Origin of the sequence: Parafrankia colletiae, from assembly GCF_001854655.1 — a bacterium.
In the GTDB taxonomy this organism is placed as follows: Bacteria; Actinomycetota; Actinomycetes; order Frankiales; family Frankiaceae; genus Parafrankia; species Parafrankia colletiae.
Genome location: NZ_MBLM01000118.1, coordinates 71,964 through 92,685, shown reverse-complemented (window position 1 = coordinate 92,685; position 20,722 = coordinate 71,964). Strand labels below are relative to the sequence as shown.

Annotated in this window: 20 protein-coding genes; 7 read left to right on the top strand and 13 right to left on the bottom strand. The window is 73.3% G+C overall.

The annotated features are described in order from the left end of the window. Positions 1-381: 381 nt before the first annotated feature. The 3 genes from CC117_RS16635 to CC117_RS16625 all read left to right on the top strand — a co-directional run bounded on the left by CC117_RS16635 (position 382) and on the right by CC117_RS16625 (position 2,844). Positions 382-1,716 carry a DUF2889 domain-containing protein gene (locus tag CC117_RS16635; RefSeq protein ID WP_241830168.1) on the top strand — a complete coding sequence of 445 codons (1,335 nt, stop codon included), beginning with the start codon at positions 382-384 and terminating at the stop codon, positions 1,714-1,716. A gap of 141 nt (positions 1,717-1,857) precedes the next feature. Next, on the top strand, positions 1,858-2,493 hold the full coding sequence (locus CC117_RS16630; protein ID WP_071085154.1) for a response regulator: 636 nt from the start codon (positions 1,858-1,860) through the stop codon (positions 2,491-2,493). 93 nt (positions 2,494-2,586) lie between these two features. Next, positions 2,587-2,844, top strand: coding sequence for a Prokaryotic metallothionein (locus tag CC117_RS16625; protein WP_071085152.1), 258 nt, complete (start codon positions 2,587-2,589; stop codon positions 2,842-2,844). 118 nt (positions 2,845-2,962) lie between these two features. Here CC117_RS16625 and CC117_RS16620 read toward each other — a convergent pair whose 3' ends face one another. The 6 genes from CC117_RS16620 to bfr all read right to left on the bottom strand — a co-directional run bounded on the left by CC117_RS16620 (position 2,963) and on the right by bfr (position 8,154). Beyond that, complete coding sequence (locus CC117_RS16620; protein ID WP_071085151.1) at positions 2,963-3,397, bottom strand: CBS domain-containing protein; 435 nt, start codon at positions 3,395-3,397, stop codon at positions 2,963-2,965. 68 nt (positions 3,398-3,465) lie between these two features. After that, on the bottom strand, positions 3,466-4,911 hold the full coding sequence (locus CC117_RS16615) for a hypothetical protein (protein WP_241830166.1): 1,446 nt from the start codon (positions 4,909-4,911) through the stop codon (positions 3,466-3,468). A gap of 116 nt (positions 4,912-5,027) precedes the next feature. Further along, positions 5,028-6,236 (bottom strand): cation diffusion facilitator family transporter, encoded by a 1,209-nt coding sequence (locus CC117_RS16610; RefSeq protein ID WP_071085147.1) that lies wholly within the window; start codon positions 6,234-6,236, stop codon positions 5,028-5,030. Next, positions 6,233-6,715, bottom strand: a complete 483-nt coding sequence (locus CC117_RS40135; protein WP_071085145.1) for an ArsR/SmtB family transcription factor — start codon at positions 6,713-6,715, stop codon at positions 6,233-6,235. Before CC117_RS40135 ends, CC117_RS16610 begins: the two co-directional genes overlap by 4 nt. Positions 6,716-6,836: 121 nt before the next feature. Continuing rightward, complete coding sequence (locus CC117_RS16600) at positions 6,837-7,457, bottom strand: alpha/beta hydrolase (protein ID WP_071085143.1); 621 nt, start codon at positions 7,455-7,457, stop codon at positions 6,837-6,839. Positions 7,458-7,680: 223 nt separating this feature from the next. Next, positions 7,681-8,154 (bottom strand): bacterioferritin, encoded by a 474-nt coding sequence (bfr, locus tag CC117_RS16595; protein WP_198541882.1) that lies wholly within the window; start codon positions 8,152-8,154, stop codon positions 7,681-7,683. A gap of 575 nt (positions 8,155-8,729) precedes the next feature. On the opposite strand from bfr, the gene CC117_RS16590 reads away from it, so the two are divergent. Then, a complete protein-coding gene (locus tag CC117_RS16590) occupies positions 8,730-9,944 on the top strand; it encodes a hypothetical protein (protein ID WP_071085139.1) in 1,215 nt (404 codons plus the stop codon). Positions 9,945-9,950: 6 nt separating this feature from the next. On the opposite strand, the gene CC117_RS16585 is transcribed toward CC117_RS16590, so the two are convergent. The 4 genes from CC117_RS16585 to CC117_RS16570 all read right to left on the bottom strand — a co-directional run bounded on the left by CC117_RS16585 (position 9,951) and on the right by CC117_RS16570 (position 13,691). Further along, positions 9,951-11,444, bottom strand: a complete 1,494-nt coding sequence (locus CC117_RS16585; RefSeq protein WP_241830165.1) for a CoA transferase — start codon at positions 11,442-11,444, stop codon at positions 9,951-9,953. A 33-nt stretch (positions 11,445-11,477) separates the two neighbouring features. Beyond that, on the bottom strand, positions 11,478-12,167 hold the full coding sequence (locus CC117_RS16580; protein ID WP_071085137.1) for an AIM24 family protein: 690 nt from the start codon (positions 12,165-12,167) through the stop codon (positions 11,478-11,480). A 43-nt stretch (positions 12,168-12,210) separates the two neighbouring features. After that, entirely contained in the window at positions 12,211-12,663 is a 453-nt protein-coding gene (locus tag CC117_RS16575) for an NUDIX domain-containing protein (RefSeq protein ID WP_071085135.1), read from the bottom strand. Between the two features lie 62 nt (positions 12,664-12,725). Continuing rightward, complete coding sequence (locus tag CC117_RS16570) at positions 12,726-13,691, bottom strand: TerB family tellurite resistance protein (RefSeq protein WP_071085133.1); 966 nt, start codon at positions 13,689-13,691, stop codon at positions 12,726-12,728. A 368-nt stretch (positions 13,692-14,059) separates the two neighbouring features. On the opposite strand from CC117_RS16570, the gene CC117_RS16565 reads away from it, so the two are divergent. Continuing rightward, positions 14,060-14,410: a hypothetical protein gene (locus CC117_RS16565; RefSeq protein WP_071085131.1), complete on the top strand. Its 351-nt coding sequence runs from the start codon at positions 14,060-14,062 to the stop codon at positions 14,408-14,410. Positions 14,411-14,501: 91 nt separating this feature from the next. On the opposite strand, the gene CC117_RS16560 is transcribed toward CC117_RS16565, so the two are convergent. Beyond that, positions 14,502-15,269: a proline dehydrogenase family protein gene (locus CC117_RS16560; RefSeq protein WP_241830164.1), complete on the bottom strand. Its 768-nt coding sequence runs from the start codon at positions 15,267-15,269 to the stop codon at positions 14,502-14,504. A gap of 157 nt (positions 15,270-15,426) precedes the next feature. Between CC117_RS16560 and CC117_RS16555 the strand changes: the two genes are divergently transcribed. Continuing rightward, entirely contained in the window at positions 15,427-17,295 is a 1,869-nt protein-coding gene (locus CC117_RS16555; RefSeq protein ID WP_071085127.1) for a DUF7800 domain-containing protein, read from the top strand. Positions 17,296-17,322: 27 nt separating this feature from the next. Here CC117_RS16555 and CC117_RS16550 read toward each other — a convergent pair whose 3' ends face one another. Both CC117_RS16550 and CC117_RS16545 read right to left on the bottom strand, forming a co-directional pair. Further along, positions 17,323-18,660: an ATP-dependent 6-phosphofructokinase gene (locus CC117_RS16550; protein WP_071085125.1), complete on the bottom strand. Its 1,338-nt coding sequence runs from the start codon at positions 18,658-18,660 to the stop codon at positions 17,323-17,325. A 273-nt stretch (positions 18,661-18,933) separates the two neighbouring features. After that, positions 18,934-20,007, bottom strand: a complete 1,074-nt coding sequence (locus CC117_RS16545; RefSeq protein ID WP_071085199.1) for a phosphotransferase enzyme family protein — start codon at positions 20,005-20,007, stop codon at positions 18,934-18,936. Positions 20,008-20,307: 300 nt separating this feature from the next. Between CC117_RS16545 and CC117_RS16540 the strand changes: the two genes are divergently transcribed. Further along, positions 20,308-20,643, top strand: coding sequence for a DUF6011 domain-containing protein (locus CC117_RS16540; RefSeq protein WP_071085123.1), 336 nt, complete (start codon positions 20,308-20,310; stop codon positions 20,641-20,643). Positions 20,644-20,722 lie beyond the last annotated feature (79 nt).

Genomic DNA, 20,722 nt, shown 5'->3' with positions numbered 1-20,722 from the left:
GTTCCCGCCGGCGCGCGACGTCCGTCCTCCACGCGCCGGCGGGACCAGCCGTCCGCGGCCCGCGCCCCACCGCGACCTCGGGCTTCCCGGGTTCGGGGGCGCCAGCAAGGAGCTTTACGTCATACCTTTTTGTTTCCTGTTACACCGAACACGATTCACCCCGAACAATTCCTCGGACGTCCGACCGCCCGGCCCGACCGATACCTTTCGGGCGACGCAGATCACACTCGCAGCACAGTTTTGACGCAGGTCACACCCAGCGCGGATGTTTTTGTGAAAAGGCCGTCACCGCCGGGGGACGGATGTGTCGGCACCGCGCCATACGCTGGGGTTGTTCATCGCGCCCACCGAATGCGGCCGCGAGCGAGCAGCGATCGGAGTATGCGCATGGCGCACGGGCAGACGGCACCCACGACCGTCCAGTCGTCTCTCACTCGGCTGACACCTGGCCGTGCCGCTCCACGCGTCCCACATATCGCCCGGCCGCGCCAGAGCGAGGACGGTGCCCGCCGCGCCGGCCCGCCGCCCGCGGCGTCGGCGGCGGCGACGGCGACGGCGACGTTTCTCGGCGAGATCCCACTGTGGCCCGGTATGACGGGCTCGGCGCAGGGCACCCCCGCCCGCCGCCCGGGCTCGATCCGGCGCACGACCTCGGTGATGATGGAGCGCCCGCAGGGRCTCACCGGCCCGCTGCACCTCATCAGCACCGGGCGTGATCTGCTGACCACCACGGCCGGGGAGGCCGTGGTGGTGGGCGAGGCCCGACTGCGGGTCGTCCTCGACTACATGGCCGCACCGGGCGGAGTCCTCGAGATCGAGTCCGAGCCGCCCGTCCCCGCCCTCGCCGACCTGGTCGGCGCCTCGACCCGGTCAGGGTTCCGCACGGCCGCGCGCCGAGCCCTCACCGCGCCGGCGGGAGACCTCGGCGGCGGCGCGGCCACGCCGGCGACCGATCGCTCGCTGCTCGGGCAGCTGCTCGACGATGTGCCGGTCGCGGTGCTGGTGTCCGGCGCGGCCCTCGGCCGCAACGGCATCTTCCGCGAGGGCGCCTCGGTGAACGCCGGGGCCGAGGCCGGTGGCAACCCCATGATCGACGTCTGCGCCGGCTGGCAGCAGGGCGGGCTGCTCGCCCAGTTGTCCGCCGAGCGCCGCGCCAACCCGGGCACCCCGGTCCGCGCGGTCAGCGTCCCCGCCGGTGACCTCGCCCTCGGCGACGACCCGCTGGGGTGGCATCCGCTGCCGCCCATGCCACCCAACGCCATGCGCCGCCTGCGGCGGATCGACGTGGTCCCGGTGAGCCCCGGCCCGGCCGGGGGCGGTCCCACTGACGGAGAAGCCCCTCGCGGAGAGGCCACCGACGGAGCGGCCGCCGGCGCGGTGTCGGCCGTCGAGGTCGAGGCGCTGTTCCGCGACTCCTACCTGGAGGCGCCCGGGCGCGAGGTGCTCGTCCACGAGTACGGCGTCGAGGCCGAGGTCGACAGCGCCGGCCTGATCAGTCGGGCCCGGGCCCGGGCCGGTGCGCTTCCCGGCCGGGAGTGCCCGCAGGCACTCGGCAGCGCCGACCGCCTCGTCGGCCTGCCCGCGGCGGAGCTGCGTCGCACCGTCGGCCGGGCGTTCGTCGGCACGAGCACCTGCACCCACCTCAACGACACCTTCCGCACCCTCGGCGACCTCCCCGACCTGATCACCTTCCTCGGTGGCACCGCCGAACGCTGACCAGGCGCTGTGGCGGTCGGTCGTCAATGTGCCTTTCGGTGCGCAGACTCCCGGGCGAAGGTCCCGGCGCCGGTGGTCCGTACCGGCCGACCTGGCCGGCAGGCACGCGATCCGGCCCTCCGCACGGGTAATTTGTTGATCATGAGTGGAGTTCGCGTCTTCCTCCTGGACGATCACGAGATCGTGCGCCGGGGCATCCGCGAGATGCTGGAGGACTCCGGGGACATCGAGGTCGTCGGAGAGGCGTCGACCGCGGCCGCCGCACTGCGCCGCATCCCCGCCGCCCGCCCCGACGTCGCGGTGCTCGACGCCCGGCTGCCGGACGGCAACGGCATCGAGGTGTGCCGTGAGATCCGCTCCTCACAGCCGGCGGTCGGCTGCCTCATCCTCACCTCCTACGACGATGACGACGCACTGTTCGCCGCGATCATGGCCGGGGCGGCCGGATACCTGCTCAAGCAGATCCGGGGCAACGACCTGGTCGGCGCGATCCGTACGATCGCCGCAGGCCGCTCGCTGCTCGACCCGGCGGTCACCCAGAAGGTCCTCGCCCGGCTGCGGGACGAGCCGATCGAGGACGAACAGCTCGCGGCCCTCGGCGCCCGCGAACGCCAGATCCTCCGACTGATCGCCGAAGGCATGACGAACCGCCAGATCGCCGCGTGTGTCCATCTGTCGGAGAAGACGGTGAAGAACTACGTGTCGGCCATTCTCGGCAAGCTCGGCCTCACCAGCAGGACCCAGGCCGCCGTCTTCGCGGCCCGCCTGAAGGCCTGACGATCCGATGGCCTGACGATCCGACGGTCTGACGACATGCGATCAGCTCGGCACCGAAAGTAATGTCGGGGCGTGCCGAGAGGGGAGGCCGCAATGGCGACCTGCGATACCTGTGGAAACGACTACTGGATGGCGTTCGAGATACGGGTCGTCAGTGGTGAGAGGTACACCTTCGACTCGTTCGAGTGCGCGGTGCAGAAGCTCGCACCCCGCTGTGAACACTGCGACTGTCGCGTGATCGGGCACGGGGTGGAGGTCTCCGGCCGTTTCTTCTGCTGCGCCCACTGTGCCCGGCAGGGCGGYGGCATCGGCCGCGAGATCCGCGACGCCGTCGGCGCCCACCCGAACTGACCGGCGCGCCCGGCCTCCGACACCCGGCCTCGCGCCTCGCGCCTCGCGCCTCGCGCCTCGCGCCGACAGCGGACGGTCACCGCCCCACCGGGCGGGCAGGACGGTGACCGTTCGCCGGTCAGGAAGGCAGGTCGGCCGGCCCGCTCTTGATCGCCTCGACGAGCGCGCCGATCTTCTCGCCCGGCAGGCTCCGCGCCAGATCCGCCTCGCTGATGATGCCGACGAGCCGCTTGTTGTCGATCACCGGCATGCGCATCACCCGGTGCGACATCATCTGTTCCAGCACCGTGTCCAGATCCGCGTCCGCGCGGACGTAGAGCGGCCGGCCCTGCCCCAGCTCGCCGGCGCGAACCGAGTCCGGGTCCTTCCCCTCGGCCAGACAGTGGATGACGATGTCACGGTCGGTGATGATTCCGCCGAGCCGGTCGTCGGCACCGCAGATCGGCAGCGCGCCGACCCCGAGGTCACGCATCATCCGGGCGGCGCTGGTCAGCGACTCGTCCGCACCGATGCACTGCGCGTCCCCGTGCATGATGTCCCGAGCTGTCGTCATGACTGTTCCCCCTTTACGGTCCGTTTTGACATACCCGCAGTAGTCGCCGGCACACGGTTGGCATCCGGTCACCCGGGGATTCCGGCGGCGATGCGCCCGTTGCGGACCGTCTCGGTGAGGGAGGAGCCCTCCTTTGAGCACCTGAGCTCGATCAGGTCCGCCCACGTGTCGGCCGCGACAGTCGCGGCCTCGCTGCGGCGCCCGACGTCCGACCAGGGCGCCTCGAGGATCACCGAGTCACCGTTCTCCAGGGCCTCGCGTGCCCGGCGCAGCATCTCCCCGCACACGGCGTCGGCCGGCCCGGCGCCGCCGGCGCCGCCGGCCGTCGGCACCCGCGTCGGCACCCGCGTCGGCACCGACGCAGGCGCCGACGCCGCACCAGGCGGGTCGACGGCCAGCTCGCGGCGCACAGCCGCTGCCGACAGGAGCACCCAGCCGTCCTGGTCCGCGGCGAGGCGCCCGGCGAGCGCCGACCGCAGCGGATCCGGGGCCCCGCCGACCAGCACCAGCCGAACCCTCGCCCGGCGCAGGTGCTCCCGCGCGAGGCCGACGAGGTGACGGGCCTGCCCCGCGGCGGACTCATCTCCGATGCGGGCCCGCACCGCCGACGCGCCCGCCCGGACGACGGCCCGCTGGGCCAGGTAGAACTGCACCAGGGACGGCGGATGGGTCTCCCCCGCGAACTCGCCGAACCAGCCGAGGAAACGCCGGGCCAGCTCCGGCGCGCCGCGCAGCTCGAGGTCGACCGCGAGGATCGCCGCGTCCGCGAGGACGTCCCCGATGYGCCGGCTGTCGTCGGCGGGCACCCGGTCCAGCATGCGCGGGCCGTCGGGCATACAGAAGATGTGCTCGGCCAGCAGGTTCCCGTGCCCGTCCCGGATTCGTCCCCGGGTCGCCCGCGCGTCGAACAACGCCGCGCGCCCGCACAGGTACCGCAGGCCCAGCCGGCCGATGGCGTCCACCTCGTCCGCCGCCAGCATGCCGTGGCGGAACGGAGCCAGCGCGTCCGTCGCGGCGAGCCACCCGGCCTCGACGTCCGGCAGGCGGCCACGCGAGGCGCTCTCCGCGGACGTCTCGCACCGCTCGTGGAAGGCGACGAGTGCGCGGGCGACGTCCCGCAACGGCTCCTCGACCGGCTCACCGCGGGCGAGGAGCTCGGACAGGCTGCGGTCACTGGGCAACCGGCGCATCACGACCATGTGCTCCACCGGTGTCCCGGTGTTGTCCCGAACATCGGCGACGCCGAGGTACACGCCTGGGGCGAACGGGCGGTTGCGCACGATCTCCGCCCGGCAGGCCGCTTCGCGCGCCTCCCGGCGGCGCAGATCCGCTCTGCCCGCGGGCGCCCGCTTCGGCATCTTGTAGACCCGGTCGGAGACGAAGAACAGTGTCGAGTGCGCGGTCTCGACGGTGGACATCGTCGGCGTGCCCACCCCGCCACCGCGACCCGCGTCGCTCGGGGGCGGGAACGACGCCTCCCCGCTCCTGCGATCGGAYGTTCCCGGCTGTCTCACCTGGGCCTCCCTCGGCTCGGAACGGACGGACCCATCTGGTGGGTGTGCCCGTCCCGAGCGGGGGACGACCGATCACACGGCTGGTGGACGCCGGCCAGAGCGCCGGTGGACGCCTGTCAGTGGCGATGTACCGGGATCATCCGGGCGACCTGACGCGTCACCACCTGACGGACGCCGCAGGGGTCACTGCCGGTCGGCGCGCAGGGCTCGCACTCGGTCTCCACCGTGGCGTGCTCGACGCCGTACTTCTCGGCGAGCACGGCCTTGACCCGGCCGGCGACCGCCCTGGCCTCCTCCAGCGTCGGATGCCCGGTGACCTCCACGTGCGCGCTCGCCGCGAAGACCCGGTCGGACAGGCCCCAGATGTGCATGTCGTGCACCCCGCGGACGCCGTCCACCGCCAGCACGTCACCGCGCACGGCCGACATGTCCAGGCCGACCGGCGTCGCCTCCAGCAGTACCCGGGACGACTGGGCGAGCAGCCGGAGTGCCTGCACGCCGATCAGCACCGCAACGGTCAGCGACAGTGCCGGGTCGAGCCAGTACCAACCGTCGGTGAGCCAGATGACGAGGCCGRCAACGGCCACCGCCACCGACACCAGGGCGTCCGCGGCAAGGTGGATGACCGCGGCCCGGGTGTTGAGGTCCCCGTGCCGCTCGTGGACGAACAGGGCGCTCGCCCCGTTGCCGACGGAGGCGACGAGCGCCACGGCGAGCACCGCCAGCCCGTCGATCGGCCGGGGATGAGCGAGCCGGCCGACCGCCTGCACGCACACCAGCGTGGTCACCACGAGCACGCTGGCCGCGTTCGCCTGCGCGGCGAGGACGGGCCACCGCAGCCCGCCGAAGGTACGGGTCGCGGACGRCTCCTGCCGCGCCAGCCTGATCGCGACCAGCGCGAACRCCACTCCGGCGGCGTCGGCCAGGTTGTGCGCCGCGTCCGCGAGGAGCGCGACCGAGCCGACGATCAGCCCGGCGGCGAACTGCCCCACGACGATCCCGATGTTCAGCCCGGTGGCGACCGCCAGCCGCCGGAACTGGGACTGCGGGCTGCGGGGGACGTACCCGTCACCCGCATGCTCGTGGCCCTCATGCTCGTGGCCCCCGTGCTCGTGGCCCCCGTGCTCGTGGCCCCCGTGCTCGGCGCCGGCGGGAGCGGCGTGGGTGCGGCGGACCTGGCGCGGGACGCGACCGTGACCGGTGTCATGGCCGTCGTGGTCGTGGTCGTGGCTGTGGCTGTGGTCATGGCTGTCGTCGCGAGCATGATCGTCGCGCGGGGCGTGGTCATCGCCCTGCCCGGGCCCGCGGCCGCCGGGCGCGTTCAACGGTCCGACCGTTCGGGAAGGCCGCGATCCGCACCCGACGCGGCGGGTGCGGGGATGCCGACGGGCAGGATGCCCGAGCCGACAAGCTCGCCGGCACGGCCGCGGAAGTCGCTGACCGGGCCGTCGTCCCCGCCGCTGTAGGGATCGCCGTCATGTCCGTCGGCCCCGTCGGGGTGGGCGTGGTCGGGATCGACGGCCAGCACCACGCTGAGCAGGTCGTCGAGCGCATGGGCGAGCGCGCCGTCCGCCAGCTCGTACCGCAGGCGCCGGCCTTCGGACACCGCGACCACCAGGCCGCAGCCCCGCAGACAGGCGAGGTGGTTGGACAGGTTCGTACGGCTCACCGACAGGATGTGAGCGAGTTCCGTCGGGTAGGCGGGACCCTTGCGCAGCACCAGGAGCAGCCGCGCCCGGGTCGGGTCGGACAGCGCGTGCCCGAATCTCGCCAGGACCTCTCCATGCGCGACAAGTTTCACCATGCACTGAACAGTACAGCGGATGCTGACGTCAGGCGACCCTGAACAATTACCCACCGCCGGTGACCATGGTCCGGCGCTCCAGCGCTCCGAGTCGGAGGCCAGCCGGCGGTGGCGGCCGACCTCAGTCCGCGATGAGGCCCTCGATGAAGAGCAGCACGCGGGCCGGGACGCAGCGGCGGCCGGGCCCGGCGAGCACCGCGTGGCTGCCCGGGACCACCGCCAGGTCCGCCCTCGGAGCTGTCCGGGTCGTCATCCGCACCAGCGGCAGCGGGCTGATCTGGTCGTCCCGGCCGTGCAGGAGAAGGATCGGCATGTCGGGCAGCGCCCGCGGCGGCGGATCGGCGACGGGTATCCCCGCGACGGGCACATGGAGCAGCGGCAGGCCGAGCAGCACCAGCCCGTCCGGGCGCAGCGCCGGCGAACCCGCCATCGCCAGGACCGCGAGCGCCCCCGCGTCCGAACCGAGCAGGACGAAGGGCACGCCCGGCCGGCGGGCCYCCCCCACCGCCCGGGCCGTACTTCCGGCCCCGCTCACTGCCGCACCGCTCCCACTCTGGACGACGCTCGCGGTGTAACCGTCGAGCGCGAGCCGCCGGGCGAGCCACTCGTAGGGCTCCGGGTTCTCACCCCGCCCCGTCAGCATCACCACCACGGCCCGGACAGCCTCGCCGGTCGGGTGAACATCCGGGCCCGTGCCACCTTCGGTGAGCCGAGGGCTGATCGTCGCGGTCGAGGACGTCATGAAAGCCGTGTCCTCCTTGTCTGGCGCTCCGTTGCGCCGTCACGGCCCACCGCGGGGCATGACACTCACACCACCGTGCGAGCGTAGATCCATGAGGCCAGGCACACTATCCCCCGGCTGATGGCCCCGCTCCGCACCCCCATGACGTTTGTTCGTGTCCGGCGGACGACACCGCCCCGGACGCGCCAGACCCGCTCCCTCGGTGTCGGAACGCTCCCGGACCTCAGCTCTCGTGGATCTGCTGCGCGAGATAACTCGTCGCGCCGAGCTGCTCGATCAGCGTGAGCTGGGCGTCCAGCCAGTCGATGTGCTCCTCCTCGGAGACGAGGATCTTCTCCAGCAGGACGGCGGAACCGACGTCGTTCTTCGAGCGGCACAGCGCGATCCCGCCGCGGAGCAGCTCGACCGCCTCGTCCTCCTGGGAGCGGTCGGTGGCCAGCTGCTCCGGCACCGTCTCACCGATGCGCAGCGAATGCAGCCGCTGCAGGTTGGGCAGTCCGTCCAGGTAAAGCACCCGCTCGATCAGCTGGTCCGCGTGACGCATCTCGTCAATGGACTCGTGGTAGTAGTAGTCGGCAATTCTGAGATAGCCCCAGTTCTTCTGCATCCGCGAATGCAGGAAGTACTGGTTGATGGCCGTCAGCTCGTTCGTCAGTACCTTGTTCAGCAGATCAATGATGTCTTTGTCGCCACGCACAGTCGCCATCTCGCCTTCACTCCTCGTCCCTACGCACCGCCCGGCCGCGGGCACGACGCCCCCGCGGCCGGGCACGACCCGAGGGGCCAGGCCGCCACGGATCAGCCGTCCGCGCAGGTTCCGCCTCAGCTGCACCGCGGCACAAGGTACCCGGACCGTCGCCGGGCACCCGTCCCGCGGCGAGCCGGACCGGTCGCCGCACACCGTTATTCGTCCAGGAAACAGGAAATCACACTGTCGGGCGAAACGCATAACGGGAAGGCGGCCACGAAGCTCACACCGGCGCCTATTTAGGCTAGCCTGTCCTCAGTTAGGGAAGGTTCCGCTGACAGCCCTCGACGAGGGTACGCCGGTTCCGGATTCACGGCACGGAACCGGTGGAACACCCCGGTCAACGCATCGGAACGGGCGTGTTCACCCGCTGTCCTTCAATCACCCGGCCGGCCTCGCCGTCATCCGTCGTGGCGTGTGGCACGTGGCAACCAGAGACCGAAGGCAGCGCAACGTAGGGTCCGGGCGACCCTGCGCGTGGAGGCGGTTCCGCGGAACCCTGTCGAGAACCTGGAGTGCTCCCGATGCGACGTGGCGCGGATGTGAGCGCCGCCCTGTTCGTCTGGTGTGCGCTGGCCAACGCGCTGGGGATCGCCGGCCTGACGCGGGTGTTCGGCTATCCGGGTGTCCTGAACACCCCGGCCGCGGCGACCCTCGCCGACCTGGGGGCGCGGGAGCGCACGCTCATCCCCTGCGTCCTGCTCACCGCCACCGCCGCGTTCCTGCTCGTGCCGCTGACCGCGCGGATCGTCCGGGCCCGTCCGGAGCTGGACGGCGCCCGCCGCAGCCGGTGGCTCCTGCTGTGCACCAGTCTGGCCACGAGCACCGTCCTGATCTTCGGATGGTCCCTGTGGCTGGTCGGGGTGCCGCTGCTGGCGCACCCGCCGGGCGTGACCGGCCGGCTCGACCCCAATGTGATCACCTTCGATCTGCTGCGTGTCGTCGCCGGAGTGCTGTGCGGCGAGACCCTCGGCCCGCTGCTGCTGGCCGGCTGGACGACGCTCGTCGCGACCCGTTTCGTCGCCGTCGTGCTCGACGGCTGGTGGCCGTTCGGCCCGCTGCGCCCCGTCGGTCGGGCGATGCCGCACCGTGACGGGGCGTTCGGCCGGTTCGTCGCGGTCGCCGGGGCCTGGACGAACTGGTTGCGTCTGCGAGGCCTGTTGTGGTCCCGACCGGCCCTCGTCGGCGGTGGTGTCGGCTGCGCGGTGCTGCTCGTCGCCGGAGCAGCGTCCACGGTCGGGCTGATCCCCGCCGCACCGCTGCCGGTCCTCGCCCGGATGGTGTGGAGCCTGTGGCTGGCCGGGGTGGGCGTCGCGGTCTGGACCTCCCGGACGCAGTTCCCGGTCGCGCTCGGTGCGCTGCCCCGGATGCCCCGTCGGGCAGGCGGGGCGCGGGCGGGCAGGCGACCCCAGCCCTCCGAGCGGCTTCCCTACCGCTACGACGCCTACCACCAGGCCATCCGGCAGAACGCGGAGCGGCTCCGGGCCGCCGAGCGGCGCTCCAGCCATCCCACGGCGGCGACCGCCGGGGACGACGCCGTCACCGTGGCCGGCGACGAGGTGATCCTCGACGGCGCGCGGCGCAACCCGGCACCAGCCCCACCCTCGCCCTCGTCCAGGTCCACCGGCCTCTCCGGCAGCTCGAAGTCCCCAGCCGGGGAGGAGCTCGACCCGCCGACCGAGATCGTCAGTTCCCCGCCGGGCCCTGAGCCTCCTGGCGCCGGGACGTCAGAGCGCTAGTGCCGGTCACGATTCCAGGTGGCCGGAGGCGCCCAGCTGGTCCGACGGGCGGCGTGGTGGGTGCACCGGGCTGTGCTGCCCGGCCTGGTGCACAGTCCATCCGGCCTCGTCCGAGCCGGTGACCGACCACGTACCCACGGGCCAGGCCGCCGGACCGGTGGCCTGGCCCACGTCGGGGTGGGGGCGGGGACGTGTTCCGGAGTGTGGGTCGGTGCCCCGGTGTGGCCTGGCGACGAAGCCGGCCACGTCGCGCAGGGCGACGTCCACCAGGGCTCCGATGCCGCCGGCCCGGCACAGCGCCACCGCCAGTGCGGCGTACAGGCCCGTGAGGGGGTCCCCGATGGCATCGCCGCAGAACACCGGCACCGGCCCGTCGGGGGGTGTCCGGTCCCAGGCGACCAGCCCGCCCGCGACCGCGGCGTCGTCGCCGAAGGCGACCGGGCCCGCACCGGGGCCGGCGGCGCAGGCCTGCCGCCCGTAGCCGGTGATGCTGAGCCAGATCCGCCCGGCGCGGGCCGCGACCCAGCGGTCGGCGTCCAGGCCGAGCTGGGCCAACGCCCGCGGGCGGGAGCCCTCGATCACCACGTCGGCCCGCTCGACGAGCTGGCGCAGCCCGGCGCGGCCGACCTCGCTGGTGAAGTCGAACCGGGCGCTCTCGTGGCCGGTGTGCAGCCACCGGTAGAAGTCCGGGTTGCCCAGGCGTGCCCCGTCCGGGCGGTGGGTGCTCTCCACCTTGACCACCCGCAGGCCCATCTGCCCCAGCAGGTGCGCGGCCAGGGGGCCGGCCCACAGCGACGACAGGTCGACCACCAGCGGCCGGGTCCGGTCGCCGACCGGGACGGGCGCCGCGCGGCAGGCACCGGACACCCGGACAGGCGCCGCCACCGCCGCTCCCGCGGGGGGCAGGGGGGGCAGCGGGGCCAGTGGCAGGCCGAGCAGCCAGGCACGTTCGGTCAGGTCCCGGGTACTGCACGTGGGCAGCGCGGCGGTGACCGCCGCCCAGACGTCGTCCTCCGGCGCACCGGAGCCGGCATCGAGGTGCGCCGCGGCGAGGATGTCCGCGGGCGCGGCGCCGAGCAGGGCGGGGATGGCGTCCACGTCATCGGGGCGGGGCAGGTTCACCGCGACCCAGCCGTCGGCGGCCCGCAGCAGCCGACAGCTGCCGTTCGCGGAGACCGTGCCGCCCCGGCTCAGGCCGAGCAGAGCCGCCCGGCCGCCCAGCAGCTCGGGGACGTCCACCGCCACCGGCGCACCCAGCGCGGCCGACGCGGCACCCAGCAGGTCGGCGGCGGCGCGGGCACGGGCGAGCACCGGCGCGTCCGGCACCGTCGGCGGATGACCGGGCCGGCCGGTGAGCGACATCAGCCCGGACCGCGCCCAGTCGAGAGCGGCATGCTCCTCGCCGGGCGGCCCTGAAGCCGGCAGCGACGGCGAAGGGGGTATCGGGAGACCAGCCGTGCGCAGGGCGTCGGCGAGCTCGGCGGCGCAGGCGCCGCTCACCCGGTGCCCCGGGGCCGGGGGAAGGGCCGGCGGTCAGCCACTCGGCTCGGCGCCCCGGGCCGGCACCTCGCCGCACTGGACGACCACGAAGCCACCGCGCCCGCTGTACTCGATCTGGGCGAGCTCGCCGGACGTCCGGCCGAGCAGGTTGCCGACCTTGAAGCTGGAGATCACCCGGGTGCGCACGCCCGCCGTCCAGGCGACGGCGGCGTCCCGATCGACGCAGACGGGCTCGTCCGTCGGCAGCACCAGCGGGCTGCCCAGGCAGAGGACGCCGACGCCGCCGGTGCCGGAGACCTCGGTGTTGAACACGCCGCCCGCGATCATCGCACCGAGGCCACCGGATGTCGTCGTGATCTTGTAACGGACGCCCGACTCGAGCGCGAGCAGGCTGCGCCCGTTGACGGTGAGGCGGTCGTTGTCCAGGTGGAAGATCGAGATGTGGCTGCCCGACTCGGCGAACCAGACCGTTCCCCGGCCCTTCACCCGCATCAGGTCCTGGCCCTCGCCGGTGACCGCACGCCGGAGATAGCCGCCCACCCCCTGGCCCTTGTAGGCGAAGTCGACCTTGCCCCGGTAGGCGACCATCGACCCCTGCTTGGCGTACATCTCGCCGCCGTCGAGACGGACCCGCAGCATCCGGTCACCCGGCTCGAGCGCGAACGGCGGCCCACCGGCCGCCTCCGCCGCATGGTGCCCAAGTGGTTGGTTCACGGACACCATTCAACGCCGCCCGGCGGCGGCCGTCACGACAAACCGGTGCGGCTCAGCCGGTTCCGGTCAGCGCCGGAGCTCCGTACCAGGTCGGGCGCCGGTGGGCGAGCCAACCGTCGATCACCGCCCGCAGGCTGACGGGGCGCAGGTCGAGACCACGCAGGCTCGCCAGCGCGACCGCGGTCAGGTCGACGTCGAACTCCCAGCTGCCGATCTGCGCGCCCCACGGCAGGTCGGCCGCGAACAGCACGTTGATCTCCTGGTAGCGGACGTCGTTCTCGACGTACACGTGTTCGGCGCAGCCGATGAACTCCAGGTCCGTCACATCCAGGCCGGCCTGTTCCCGGGTCTCCCGGCGCAGCGCGGCCTCGACGGTCTCGCCGGGGCTGACGTTCCCACCGGGCAGGTAGAACCACGACTGGCCGCGGCGGTTCGCCAGCAGCACGCGGTCCTGGGTGAGGAACAGCACCCGGGCGCTGATCTCGACGGGGGCGAGGGAAACCATGAATGCTCCAAGGCGGGGATCCGAAGCGGGCGGACGGGCCGGGGACGGATGATCCGATCGGGTCAGGGCGCGTTGCCCACGGCGGGCAGCGCGAACTCGGCGGCGTCGAGGCCGAGGGCGTGCACCGCATCGAGCACGACGGCCTGCTCACTGTGGACGAACTCGCCGTCGATCCGACCGATGACCTCGCCCAGGTGGATCACTGCGGCGGCCTCGGTGGGGCGGTTCCTGACCTTGGCGATGTCGGCGATCGCCGCCGCGCGGCCGGCGGGCGGGTCCTCGACGAGGCGGCTGAGGTGGGCGTCGAAGCGCGCCTCCAGCTCCTCGGCCGAGAACTGCGACATCACCGGGTCGCTGGCGACGAAGGCACGCAGCCCGTCCCGCTCCGCCGGGTCGATCTTCCCGTCGGCGGCGGTCACCAGGGCGCACATCGCCACCGCCGCGTCCCGGAACGCGCTGCTGCGCAGATCCTCACGCCGGGCGGACAGCTGCGCCCGCAGCGAGGCGACGGACAGCCGTCGGCCGAGCCGGCCGACCTCACCGGCATTCGCGGCCATCCCCCTCCAGACGGGCCATTCCTCGATGACCCACCGGCGCACCGCCACGGCGACCGGCAGCGGCCGGATGCGGGTGGCGACGAGCAGGCCGGCATCGACCAGAACCAGATCGTGCCCCTGCCAGTCGGACGGCACGGGATGCCCGGCGGGCCAGTCGACGGTGAACAGAACGCTCAGGGTGTGGGCGGCGGCCGCCGGGTTCGTCGCGGTGCCCAGATCGTCGCCGGCGTGCTCGGTGGCGCCCAGGAAGCGCCACGCCGGCGCGGGGGCGGCGCCGCCCGCCCCGGGGACGAGCCGGGCGGCCAGGGCCCCCAGCTGACGGGACAGTGCCCGTTCGGTGTCCTCTCCCGGCGGGACCGGGCCGCCGGGCAGCTCGTGCCAGGCGCCGCCGGACGGGCGAGCGAGCAGGACGCTGTCACCGGACCGGATCAGCAGACGGGCCTCAAGCCGCATGAGGGCAGGCGTGGACATCGCGGGGTACCTCCCGACGGGGCCGAGGACGAGGAGTCGCGGTGTCCGCGAGGACGATCCGCGAAGACCATCATCCCCCAGACGGGGGAGGCCCGGGCAGCGCCCGGCACGAACGGAACGACCTCGGCCGTGGTCCGGCCGGGCGGGTGGTGAGACACCCGACGATGTGTCGCTCGCCGGACATCGCCCTCGCAACGGGTGTAGACGATGCGATGTCGGGAATAGCCGGAGTACGGACTACCAACCAGCCGCAAATCCGGCTCACCGCCCCGAAACGGTCACCACGAGCTGTGGCCGCGGTGGGCGTCGCGGGCCGCGGCGGGCGGGTCCGGACCTCCCACCCAGGCACCATGAAGGGACGGTGCGCCATGCGTGCGGTCATCGGAACAGCGGTCTTCGTCATCGTGGTGGCGGTCGGGCTTGCCCTGGTCAGCGGCTTCGGGGGTGCGGTCTGGGCAGTGGCGCTGGTGGTACTGGTGGCGCTCGCGGCCGGCGTGCTCGCCGCCGCGCAGACCGGCGCTCCCCGGTCGCGGCCGGGAGTCGGGACCTGTCCGGAGTGCCGCGGTGAGGGGCGCGCCTTCTACGGGCGCGGCCGGACCACCTACCGGCGCCGTTGCCGGACCTGCCGCGGACGCGGTCAGGCCCACGTCTCCGCCACCATCCCCGAGGCACTGCTGCACCCGGGTACCCGGACCGAGGGCGAGTCCGTCCCCCTCTAGGACGGCCCGGTTCCTCCACACCGACGGTCATCCGATGCTGACGGTTCTCCCGTGCCGCCAGGCCGTGCGCCGGCAGGCCCCCCGGGCCCTGTCAGCCCCGGCCCGGCGGCACGGGTCCGTAGGCGGCACGGATCCTGGTCCGGTAGCCGTCCGCGGCCAGCCGGCGGTGGACCCTGCCCGGTGTGCCGCGCACGGTCTGCAGCTCGAAGCTGTCCCGCCGGCGCCCGACGTGCACCGCCAGCCGGGTGGTGAGCGCGAGGAGCCGAGGATCCCGTGTAGCGATCATGGGATAGCCCGACCCGGTCATGAGAATGCCGACGCAGGCCGCGTACTGCCGTCCGCCAGCCCCGCCCGGAGCCCCGGGGCGCAGGCGCACGCGGGCCCCCGATCGGGCCAGATCCCGGCAGTCCGCGGGAGTGCGCGGGAGGGCGGCGCACAGGGTCACCCCGGTCGCCGGGACATCCCGGCGCAGCTCGGCCAGCGTCGCCAGCGCGGCGTCGACGGCCGCCGGGCTGGGCGCCGCCAGCGTGACTGTCGCGCCGAGCGCCGCGGCCCGCGCGCAGATCTCCGCCGCGTTCTCGTAGGCGATCTTCCCTCCGTTGCGCGGCATCTGCTGACCGACCGTGGGCAGCCGCAGGCTGAGGTCGAGATCCTCGGCGATGCCGGCACGGTCGGCCAGGTCGAGCAGGGCGAGGTACGACCCCGTCGCGGCTTCGGCGGCCGGGACGTCGGCGGCGGGCGCACCCATCCGGTCGATCGTCGCCAGGACCCGCGCGTCGGCGACCCGCGCCGCCCGGGTGAGGGCGTCGATCGGGCCGGCACCGAGCCCGAGGCGCCCGAGCATGCCGCCAGCAACCATCCACGATCGTGACTGTCTGGACACATTAAGTAGCCTCACGTAGTCGCTCGGCGCTGTCCAACCGAGCCGGCGCATCGCCTGGCCGGGCGGTGCCGGCGCACGGCACCCTCCCCCCCCCGCTGGGCGGCCCCGCGGGCGCAGCACGAAAGTAGGGACCATGACCACCCTCCTCCTCGGCCCCCTGCACCGGTACGCCGACGACCGCCGCGCCACAGTGTGGGTGGAGACCGACGAGCCCTGCACCGTCGAGATCCGGGCCCTGAACGGGCCACGCGCGGCAGCGCCCACCTTCACCGTGGCGGGCCACCATGTCGCGCTTGTGGTGGTCTCCGGCCTGGAGGGCGGGACGACCTACCCGTACGAGGTCTGGCTCACCCCACTGGAGCCTGCCCCGGCCGGGCCCTCCACGGCACCGGAGACGGAATCGGGGGCGGAAACGGAATCGGAGACACACGCCGGTGCGGTACAGGTCTGGCCGGAGCCGGGGAGCAGCCAGCCGCCCAGCCTGCTCAGGCCCGTCGGGGCCGGGCAACCCGTCCGCCTGGTCTTCGGGTCGTGCCGGGTGACAGCGCCACAGGCCCGCCCGTACACCCTCTCCCCCGGTGAGGATCCGCAGGGCCTCGGCACCGACGCGCTGCACGCGCTCGCGCTGCGGATGACCGAGACGCCGCCGCGGACCTGGCCGGACGCGCTGCTCCTGCTCGGCGACCAGGTCTACGCCGACCACGTGTCCCCGGCGACGGCCGCGCGGATCCGGACCCGCCGCGACGTGACCGTGCCGCCGGGTGAGGAGATCGCGGACTTCACCGAGTACGCGTGGCTCTACCAGGAGGCCTGGTCCCAGCCGGAGATCCGGTGGCTGCTCTCGACGATCCCCACCGCCATGGTCGCCGACGACCACGACGTCCGCGACGACTGGAACATCTCGGCGGCCTGGCGAGCGGAGATCCGMGCGCAGCCCTGGTGGGACACCCGGATCACCAGCGGAATCATGGCCTACTGGCTCTACCAGTTCCTGGGCAACCTCGACCCGGAGACCCGGGACGCCGACCCGGTCTTCGCCGCGGTGACCGCACCGGACGGCCCCGCCGACGGTGAGAGCCTCGTCCGTGACCTCGCCCGCCGGGTCGACCGGATGCCGGATCTCGGGGCGCTCGCCGCCGGCCCGGCGCGGGCCGGCGCACCCCCCGCAACCGCCGAGGGCTCCCCGGACTGGTCACAGCCGCCCGCCCCGCCCCGCTGGAGCTACCGGTGGGATCTCGGGCGCACCCGCCTGATCGTCATCGACTCGCGTCTGAGCCGGATCGTCGCACCCGACGGGACCAGGGCGATGGTCCACGACGCGGAATGGGCCTGGGTCCGAGCACAGACCGCCCAGACGGGGGAGGTCGACCACCTGCTGCTGGGAACATCGGTGCCATATCTGCTCACGCCGACGATCCACCACGTCGAGACGGTGAGTGAACGGCTGGCCTCCGGCCGGTTCGGCCGGGTCGTCGCCCGCCAGGCCGAGCGCATGCGGCAGGCTGTCGACCTGGAGCACTGGGCGGCGTTCGGCCGGTCCTTCGGCCAGATGACGGACCTGCTGCACGCGGTCGCCGCCGGGGAGCACGGCCCCGCGCCCGCCAGTGTCGTGGTCCTGTCGGGGGATGTGCACCACGCCTACCTGGCCCGGGCGACCACGGCCCGGAACTCCGCACCGGTCTGGCAGGCGGTGTGCTCCCCGTTCCGCAATCCGCTGGGGCCGGGCGTCCGGCGGGTCGACGCGATGTCCCGCCGCGGCCTGCCCGCCGGCGTGTCCGGTCTGCTCGCGCGCCTCGTCGGTGTCCGCGACATGGCCGTCACCTGGTCCATCCCGCACGGGCCGTGGTTCGACAGTCAGCTCGCCACCCTGATCCTCGACGGGCGGGCGGCGTCCATGGTCCTGGAGAAGACCGAGCCGGACGGTACACCGGGCGGCCTGGACGAGGTCCTGCGGGTGAGCCTCACCGCGCGGCCCGGCGAGGGCCGGCCCGAGGGCGCGTAGTGCCCGTGAGGGGCGGGGGCCGGCCGGTCAGCCGAAGCGGTACGGCTGACCAGTCGCCTCCAGCACCGACATCCACAGGTCGCCGGCGGGGTCGACCTGGTTGCGGTGGCTGACGGCGAGCGCGATCGGCATGTGGATGAACCGGCGCCGCCAGCGCCCGACGACCATCTCCGTGCGCCCGGACATCGCCGCGTGCACGGCCGCGTGCGCCAGCCGGATCGTGTAGACGTTGTCGTACGGATTCGCCTGCACGCTGCGGATGTGGTAGCTGGGGTCGATGTACTTGAGGTTCAGCTCGGTGCCGTGCTCGGCGAAGTGGTCCGTGATGCGCCGCGACAGCTCCGGGCCGATGTCGAAGAGCTTGCGGTTGCCGGAGGCGTCCAAGGACTCGGGCAGGCCGGTGACCAGGTCCTGCCCCGCGCCCTCCGCGACGACGACCACCRCGTGGCCCCGCTTCTCGACCCGATGGCGCAGGTAGGTGAGCAGGCCCCGCTCCCCCTCCAGGGTGAACGGCAGCTCGGGGATGAGGACGACGTCGGCGTCGCTCTTGGCGAGCGTCGCGTAGCAGGCGATGAAACCGGAGTGCCGGCCCATCAGCCGGACGATGCCGACCCCGCCGGGAGCCGAGGTCGCCTCCGCGGACGCCGCCCGGATCGACTCGGCGGCCTTCGCGAACGCGGTCTGGAACCCGAAGCTCTGGTCGATGTACGGGATGTCGTTGTCGATCGTCTTCGGGATACCGACGACGGCGATCTTCTCGCCGCGCTCGGTGACCACCCGGGAGATCGCGCGCGCGCCGCGCAGCGTGCCGTCCCCGCCGATCACGAACAGGATGTTGATGTTCATCCGGGACAGGCAGTCGACGATCTCGTCGGGATCCTGCTGGCCGCGCGAGGTGCCGAGGATCGTGCCGCCGTCCTCGTCGATGTGCGCCACCCGCTCCGGGGTGAGGTCGACGACGCTGTGCCCGTACTTGGCGATGAAGCCCTGGTAGCCGTGCCGGAAGCCGAAGATCCGGTTCACGCCGTAGTGGTTGGTCAGCTCCAGCACCAGGCCGCGGATCACGTTGTTCAGCCCCGGGCACAGCCCGCCGCAGGTCACGATGCCCACCCGGGTCTTGGACGGGTCGAAGTAGATCTTGCGCCGTGGGCCGGCCGGYTCGAAGCCCGGCAGCTCGTCCAGCGGGACCTTCCGGGACGAGATCATCGTCAGGGTGTCGTCGAGGAGAACCTTGTCGCCCTCGTCGATGTAGTGCTGCGTGGTCGGGCGCTCCCCCAGCAACGGCAGCAGGGGTGAGTCGATCCGGCACGGACCGAGGGTGCGAACCTCCAGCTCAGCGCCCTCGATGGTCAGCGGCTCTTCCACGGCCCCCCGATTCCGACACCGCCGCGGCCACCTGACGCCCGACTGGATCGGACCACGATCGCCCCAGCTCCTCCCGCTTTCCCGGACCGAGCGTACCGGTCCGGACGTCTCCCCCAGGAACGCCGTCGATCGGGCAACCCGGCCATCATGTGCTGGACATCCGCTGACAACCGCCGCGAACGGTGGGCGGCTGGTCACCGCCAACGCGCCGGAGCGCCCGCGGACGACTGCGGGGCGACCCGGGGACCTGCTCCTCCATCAGGTCCATTCCCCTCAGGGCCGCCCCGACGCGAGCTCTGGCAGGAACTCGCCGGCGAGGTAGCGCCGGGCCAGCTCCGCGCTGTCCCGCGCGTAGGCGGCGGGGTCGGGCACAGCGTCGGAGTGCGGGTGGGTGCCGAGCCAGCCGACGAGCAGCAGCCGGCGCAGCAGGACCAGCGTCGGCACCATCCCCCGATCGGACGGGTCGAGCCGCCGATGGGCCTGGTAGGCGTCCAGCCAGGCACCGACCAGCCCGGGTAGCACCGGGCTGTGCTCGATGAAGGACAGCGCAGCCGCGAGATCGTAGAGGAACCAGCCGAAGCCGCAGTCGTCGAAGTCGAGCAGGTGGATCACACCGCCGCCGCCGGGCGCCGGTGGCCCGATCAGGAGGTTGGCCAGTCGCATGTCCGCATGGATCAGGCCGGCCCGGTCGGTGCCCTCACCGTAGGCCGCGAGCCGGCGCTCGATCGCCTCCGCCGCCGGCTCCAGCGCCGCCAGGACCGGCCTCGCCTCGGCACCCAGTGCGGCGGCCACGCCCGCCCGCCAGCTTCCCCAGCGCCCGGCCGGCCCCAACGTCGTCTGCCAGGACCAGGAGAACCGGCGGAAGCCGACCGGCCGCGGCCAGCGCCGCGCATGCCCGTGCAGACGGCCCGCCATGTCGCCGAGGACACCGAAGGACGACACCAGCGCCGCGTCGTCGCCGGGTTCCGGCGCGGTGCCCTCGACCCAGGCGAAGAGCACGCCGTGCCGGGCCGCCGGGCCCGACCGGACGGTGGTCAGCGCCGATCCGGCCCGGTTGCGCACCACCGGCGGCGTGCTGACGACTCCCTCGGCCCGCAGCGCCTCCACCCAGGCCAGCTCGGCGGCGATCTCGGCGGCGCCGTGGTAACCAGGCCGGTGCAGCCGCAGGGCCCACCGGCGCCCGCTGGACGGGTCCTCCACCCGGTACGTCAGGTTCTCCGAGATGGTGTGCAGGACAACGACCGGGGCCGGCCCGAGATCGTAGGCGGCGAGGACGTCGTCGAGCAGCTCGGCGAGATCCAGCAGCTTTCCGGTGACCACCTGGTCGGCGCCACCGCCAGACCGCACACCCACCTGTCCTCCCTCAGCCCGCACAGCGGCCRGTGCCCGCCGTAGACGCCCAGAGGCTAGTGGCGCGATCGCACCGTCCACCCCGGCCCGTCCCGTCTCCTTCGGCCGGAGCACCGGCCGAAGGCACCGCCCGGCCGGCGGAATCCGTTGCCGCCGGGTATCGCGGGTGCCTTCCCTGGAAGGCGCGGGCAGCGTGCCCGGATTCCCACCGGATACCACTCTCTGGACCGCCGAAAATCCCCCGGACCGGCCCCTGGCGGGATATCATTGGATAGTTGCACATTGAGGGGAGCCGATATGGACGTTCCCACCTCCGCCACCTTCTGCCTGCGCTGCGGGCGGGCTCTCACCAGCCCGCCCAGCGTCGCCACCGGCTTCGGCCCCGACTGCACCCGGCACTTCCGCCGGGCAGCTCCCGTCCTCCCGGGCTTCACACCACGCCAGGTCGAGGATGCCCTCGAACTGCTCGAGCTCGGCGGCATCGCACCGCTGCGGGGCCGGCGGGTCTGGCTCACCGTCGGCCATCACGGCACCACCTACCGCACCGCATCCACCGGCCAGTGCACCTGCATGGCCGGCATTCATGGAAAGCCCTGCTATCACGTCGCGGCGGTGCGTCTCATCGCCGCATGAATGTGCCGTCGGCGGCCCGGTGCGCGAATTCTCCGGCGCACTCGGCGTGGGGATTCCCGCACCGGGCCGCTTTCCGGCC